Here is a 5,676-nt window from a genome sequence, read left to right on the forward strand (position 1 = left end):
GACTTCGTCCGCCAGGATAAGCGCCGCGATGAGCAGGTTCTTCGCCTCGGTCTGTCCCATAAGATCCGCACCGATCGCGGACAGGCGCTCGTCCACCATGCTGCCGAGATGGCGCAGGTGGTCCTCTTCCCCTTCCGCGCAGGCGATGGTGTAGGTGCGCTTGCCGAGCGAGAGCTTGACGTCGTTCATCGCTCCAGCCTTTCGATCAGGGCATCGAGTTCCGTGAGGCTTCCCGACACGCTTTCGCGCAGATTTTCGTGCCGCGCAACGAGAGCGGCCATTGCGGGCTTGTCCGGCGCGGCGATTGCCGGCCGGTGGGATGAAACGGTCTCGATCCTGTCGAGCGCGGCGTCGATCCGCGCGAGGGCTTGAGTGATGCGTTCGTCAGCCATGGCCGCTTTTTTAGCGCGTTCTGCAAATACGGCAAAGGCTTGGCGACACCTGTTGATAAGTCTCCTGAAGCAGCCATGGGAGCCTTTACGCTCAGCGCTCGGCTTGACCTCGGCAGGGCAGTCCGCAAAGGCTTCGCGCGCGCCGAATCGCCCATTCGCCCGGCGCGTCATAACGCTTTCGATCCCACCCCCAGGAGTGTTTCCCGCATGAGCCTCGATACCGCAAACATGGTCCGGATGGCCAATGCCATCAGGGCGCTTTCGATGGATGCGGTACAGGCGGCGAATTCGGGCCACCCCGGCATGCCGATGGGCATGGCCGATGTCGCGACCGTGCTGTGGGGCGAATATCTCAAGCACGATCCCAAGGCGCCCGACTGGGCGGACCGCGATCGCTTCGTGCTGAGCGCAGGCCACGGTTCGATGCTGATCTACAGCCTGCTGCATCTGGCCGGATATGCGTCGCCCACGATGGAAGACATCCGCAATTTCCGCCAGCTCGGCAGCCCGTGCGCGGGTCACCCGGAAAACTTCCTTCTCGATGGCGTCGAATGCACAACCGGCCCGCTGGGCCAGGGCCTGGCGATGGCGGTGGGCATGGCGATTGCCGAGCGCAGCCTGAACGCCGATTTCGGTAACGATCTGGTCGATCACCGCACCTGGGTGATCGCGGGCGACGGATGCCTGATGGAGGGCATCAACCACGAAGCGATCGGCCTTGCCGGGCATTTGAAGCTCGGCCGGATGAACGTGCTGTGGGACGATAACAACATCACCATCGACGGTTCGACTGACCTCTCGACCAGCGAGAATATCAAGGCGCGCTACGAAGCGACCGGGTGGCATGTGGTCGAATGCGACGGCCACGATTTCGCCGACATCCGCCGCGCGCTGGACGAGGCGGTCGAATCCGAACGCCCTTCGCTCGTCGCCTGCAAGACGGTGATCGGCAAGGGCGCGCCCAACAAGCAGGGAACCAGCGCGACGCACGGCGCACCTCTCGGCAGTGACGAGATCGCAGCTGCGCGCGACCTGCTGGGCTGGGATGCGGAGCCGTTCGAGATTCCTGCCGAGGTTCTCGATGACTGGCGCAGCACCGGCCAGCGCGGCGCGTCGGCGCGTTCGGAATGGAACGAGCGGATCGAAAACCACGACGAACGCGCCGAATTCGAACGGCGCATGGCGGGCGACCTGCCGCAGGATTTCAGCCTCGATGGTTATATCCAATCGCTGATGGCCGAACCGCAGAAGGTCGCCACCCGCAAGGCGAGCGAGATGGCGCTCGGCCAGATCAACGCCATGCTGCCCGATACGATTGGCGGCAGCGCGGACCTGACCGGATCGAACAATACCAAGGCGGGCGGCATCGGTCCGTTCACGGCGGACGATCGTTCGGGCCGCTACATCTATTACGGCATCCGCGAATTCGGCATGGCTGCGGCGATGAACGGCATGGCGCTGCATGGCGGCGTCATCCCCTATGGGGGCACGTTTCTGGTCTTCACCGATTACTGCCGCGGCGCGATCCGCCTGTCCGCCTTGCAACAGGCGCGCGCCATCTATGTGATGACGCATGACAGCATCGGGCTGGGCGAGGACGGGCCGACGCACCAGCCGATCGAGCATGTGCAGTCGCTGCGGATGATACCGAACCTGCTCGTCATGCGGCCTGCCGACACGGTCGAAACGGCCGAGTGCTGGGAAATCGCCCTGCGCGAGAAGACCCGGCCGACCGTGCTTGCGCTGACTCGCCAGAACCTGCCCCAGATCCGCACCGATGCGAGCGTCACGGGCCAGAGCGCGAAGGGCGCCTACCGTCTCAAATCGGCGGAAAATGCCCGCAAGGTGATCCTGATCGCGACCGGCTCCGAAGTGCATCTCGCGCTGGAATGCGCCGCCGAGCTGGAGAAGAAGGGCGTCGGCGCGGACGTCGTTTCGATGGTGTGCACCCAATTGTTCGACGAACAGGACGAGGCATACAAGGCGGACCTTCTGCCGAACGTTTCGCCCGGCGAGATCCTGCGCGTCAGCGTGGAAGCCGGGACGACTTTCGGCTGGGATCGCTATACCATGACGAACGGCCTCAGGATCGGGATCGACCGCTTCGGCGCAAGCGCCCCGGCAGAGGATCTGTTCGCCAAATTCGGCCTCACCGTGGACGCGATCGTCCCGCAAATCATGAACAAATTGAACGGTTAAGCAGGAGCTTCTATCATGGCTACCAAGGTTGCAATCAACGGTTTCGGACGCATCGGCCGCCTCGTGGCGCGGGCCATTCTCGAGCGGGACGATCACGATCTCGAACTGGTCAGCATCAACGATCTGGCCGACACGAAGTCGAACGCGCTTCTGTTCCAGTATGACAGCACGCATGGCCGCTTCCCCGGCACGGTCGAAACCGGCGAGAACACGATCACCGTCAACGGCAAGACCATCCAGGTAACCTCGGAGCGCGATCCCGGCAACCTCCCGCATGGCGATCAGGGCATCGACATCGTGCTCGAATGCACCGGCTTCTTCCAGAGCCACGAACAGGCCGAACCGCATCTGAAGGCGGGCGCAAAGCGCGTGCTGATTTCCGCACCTGCCAAGAATGTCAGCGCGACGATCGTCTACGGCGTCAACCACGACACGCTGACGAAGGACGATGTCATCGTCTCGAACGCCAGCTGCACCACCAACTGCCTCGCCCCGATCGCGAAGGTCTTGCATGACACGGTGGGGATCGAGCGCGGTTTCATGACCACGATCCACAGCTACACCAATGACCAGCGCATGCTCGACCAGATGCATTCCGACATGCGCCGGGCGCGCGGCGGGGCGCAGAATATGATCCCGACCACCACCGGCGCGGCGCGCGCGGTCGGCCTGGTCCTGCCCGATCTGAACGGCAAGCTCGACGGCAGCTCGGTCCGCGTGCCGACGGCCAATGTCAGCCTCGTCGATCTGGTCTTCACGCCCAATCGCGACACCAGCGTCGAGGAACTGAACGGCGCGTTGAAGGCGGCGGCGGAAGGCGCGCTGAAGGGCGTGCTCGATTACACCGACCAGCCGCTGGTCTCGAGCGACTTCAACCATCAGCCGGCCAGCTCCACGGTGGACAGCCTGGAAACCAGCGTGATGGAAGGCAAGCTCGCCCGCGTCGTCAGCTGGTACGACAATGAATGGGGCTTCTCGAACCGCATGCTCGACACTGCGGGCGCAATGGCGAAGTTCCTGTAAGCGCAACCCGTCCGTTCGTGTCGGGTCGTTCGTGTCGGGCGAAGTCGAGACACGCGCGTGCATTGGTTCTCGACTTCGCTCGAACCGAACGGATAGGTTTACCCGATGAGCAGCTTCAAGACCCTCGACGATCTCCCCGCCGACCTTACCGGCCAAGTCGCGCTCGTGCGCGTGGACCTGAACCTGCCGATGAAGGACGGGGCCGCCACCGATGTCACGCGCGTCGAAGCGGCCAAGCCCACCATTCTGGAATTGACCGAAAAGGGCGCGAAAGTGCTCCTGCTCGCGCATTTCGGACGGCCCAAGGGGCAGCGCAATTCGACCATGACCACCAGCTTCGTGCAGGGCGATGTCGACGCGGTGCTGGGCAAGGAGATCATGTTCATCCCCGAAGTGATGGGCCCGGTGGTCGAACAGTCGATCGGCATCCTGCGAGCGGGCGATATCGGCCTGCTGGAAAACGTCCGCTTCTGGCCGGGCGAGGAATCGAACGATACCGATTTCGCCAAGGGGATCGCGGCGCATGGCGATTTCTACGTCAACGACGCGTTCAGCGCTGCCCACCGCGCCCATGCCAGCACCGAAGGCCTCGCGCGCCTGCTCCCCGCCTATGCCGGGCGGGCGATGGAAGAGGAATTGAAGGCGCTCGACGCCGCTCTCGGCGCGCCGGAACAGCCGGTGGCTGCCGTGGTCGGCGGAGCAAAGGTTTCGTCCAAGCTGGACGTGCTCACCAACCTCGTCGGTAAGGTGCAGCACCTGATCATCGGCGGCGGAATGGCCAACACGTTCCTGGCTGCGAAGGGTGTCGATGTCGGTAAATCACTGTGCGAGCATGACCTCACCGACACTGCGAACCGCATCATGGACGAGGCGGACCATGCCGGTTGCACCGTCCATCTCCCCTACGACGTGGTGGTGGCGAAGGAATTTGCCGCCAACCCGGACAGCTTGCGCACCTGCAACGTCCACGAGGTCGCTTCGGACGAGATGATCCTGGATGTCGGGCCGCAGGCCGTCGAAGCCTTGGGCGACGTGCTCAAGACCTGCCGGACGCTGGTCTGGAACGGCCCGCTCGGCGCGTTCGAGACCGAGCCGTTCGATGCTGCGACCGTGGCATTAGCACGCACTGCCGCCGCGCTCACGGAGAGCGGATCGCTGATCTCGGTCGCGGGTGGGGGCGATACCGTCGCCGCGCTCGCCCATGCTGGCGTGAAAGAGGATTTCACCTTCGTTTCGGCGGCGGGCGGCGCGTTCCTCGAATGGATGGAAGGCAAGGATCTGCCCGGCGTCGCTGCTCTGCGCGGTTAAGCGGAATCGCTTTCGCGCAGGCGGCGCCACAGAAGCACGATCGCCACGCCCACCAGAAGCGCGATGGCGATCGCAAATCCGACCGCCGTCGCCTTCAGGCTGAAGAATTGCTGCACCACGCCCGCCAGCAGGATCGGTAAAGCCAGCGCGCTGTAGGCGAGCATGAAGAACAGCGTGACCGCCTCGGTCTCGTTCTCCTGCTGCGATTCGCGCTTGATGGCGTTGAGCCCCGACTGGAGCGCGATGCCGTTGCCCTGTCCCGCGATGAACGCGCCCACGGCAAGGATCGTGAGCGACGCCGTGGCAAGGCCCGTCCCGAGAATGCAGGCGCCCACGAACAGGACGACCGCTCCGATCAGGGGCGCGAAACGCTCCGGCAATTTCGTGGCGACGACATTTCCGATCACCGTCGAAGCGAATACCAGCGCAGCGATGATCCCGATGGCCAGAGCGTCGTCGATCCCCAGCTCCTCGCTGGCGAAGGACGGAATGAACGCTCCGAAGAAGCCGCCCACTGCAAAAGCGGCGAATGCAGCGATCGCCGCCGGAATGAATACGGCGCGCGCCTCATCGGGAATGCGCGGGAAGGAATAATCGATCGCGCGGCTGCGGTCGCTGGCAATCGTCCGGGCGCTCAGCATCAGGATACCGAAAGCCACCGCGATCAGGGCGAGATGGACGAGGAACGGCGTGTGCAGCGGCCGCGTCGCCAATTCGCCGACGAATCCGGCCAAAACCGATCCGAAGGCCAGGC

The 5,676-nt window shown here is 64.1% G+C and carries 6 protein-coding genes; 3 read left to right on the top strand and 3 right to left on the bottom strand.

Going from position 1 to position 5,676, the window contains the following annotated elements:
• Positions 1–189, bottom strand: a 189-nt coding sequence (locus tag A3736_RS16155; RefSeq protein WP_156502180.1) for a cell division protein ZapA, incomplete at its 3' end; no start/stop codon positions are given.
• The gene (locus tag A3736_RS16160) at positions 186–392 is read right to left on the bottom strand and encodes a hypothetical protein (RefSeq protein ID WP_067685063.1); all 207 of its coding nucleotides are present in this window, start codon (positions 390–392) and stop codon (positions 186–188) included. The genes A3736_RS16155 and A3736_RS16160, both read right to left, overlap by 4 nt.
• 207 nt (positions 393–599) lie before the next feature.
• Between A3736_RS16160 and tkt the strand changes: the two genes are divergently transcribed.
• From tkt to pgk, 3 genes are all read left to right on the top strand, one after another.
• Positions 600–2,591, top strand: coding sequence for a transketolase (gene tkt, locus A3736_RS16165; protein ID WP_067685065.1), 1,992 nt, complete (start codon positions 600–602; stop codon positions 2,589–2,591).
• A gap of 15 nt (positions 2,592–2,606) precedes the next feature.
• Positions 2,607–3,614, top strand: coding sequence for a type I glyceraldehyde-3-phosphate dehydrogenase (gene gap / locus A3736_RS16170; RefSeq protein ID WP_067685067.1), 1,008 nt, complete (start codon positions 2,607–2,609; stop codon positions 3,612–3,614).
• A 105-nt stretch (positions 3,615–3,719) separates the two neighbouring features.
• A complete protein-coding gene (gene pgk / locus A3736_RS16175) occupies positions 3,720–4,922 on the top strand; it encodes a phosphoglycerate kinase (protein ID WP_067685069.1) in 1,203 nt (400 codons plus the stop codon).
• On the opposite strand, the gene A3736_RS16180 is transcribed toward pgk, so the two are convergent.
• On the bottom strand, positions 4,919–5,676 hold a 758-nt coding region (locus tag A3736_RS16180; RefSeq protein ID WP_233999459.1), incomplete at its 5' end, for an MFS transporter. The two genes, pgk and A3736_RS16180, sit on opposite strands and share 4 nt — an antisense overlap.

The sequence above is a fragment of the Erythrobacter sp. HI0063 genome, assembly GCF_001635685.1.
GTDB lineage: Bacteria > Pseudomonadota > Alphaproteobacteria > Sphingomonadales > Sphingomonadaceae > Qipengyuania.

Excerpts from the sequence above, each read along its gene's own strand:
- pgk (WP_067685069.1), top strand. The coding sequence starts at position 3,720 with ATGAGCAGCTTCAAGACCCTCGACGATCTCCCCGCCGACCTTACCGGC.
- gap (WP_067685067.1), top strand. The coding sequence starts at position 2,607 with ATGGCTACCAAGGTTGCAATCAACGGTTTCGGACGCATCGGCCGCCTC.
- tkt (WP_067685065.1), top strand. The coding sequence starts at position 600 with ATGAGCCTCGATACCGCAAACATGGTCCGGATGGCCAATGCCATCAGG.
- A3736_RS16160 (WP_067685063.1), bottom strand. The coding sequence starts at position 392 with ATGGCTGACGAACGCATCACTCAAGCCCTCGCGCGGATCGACGCCGCG.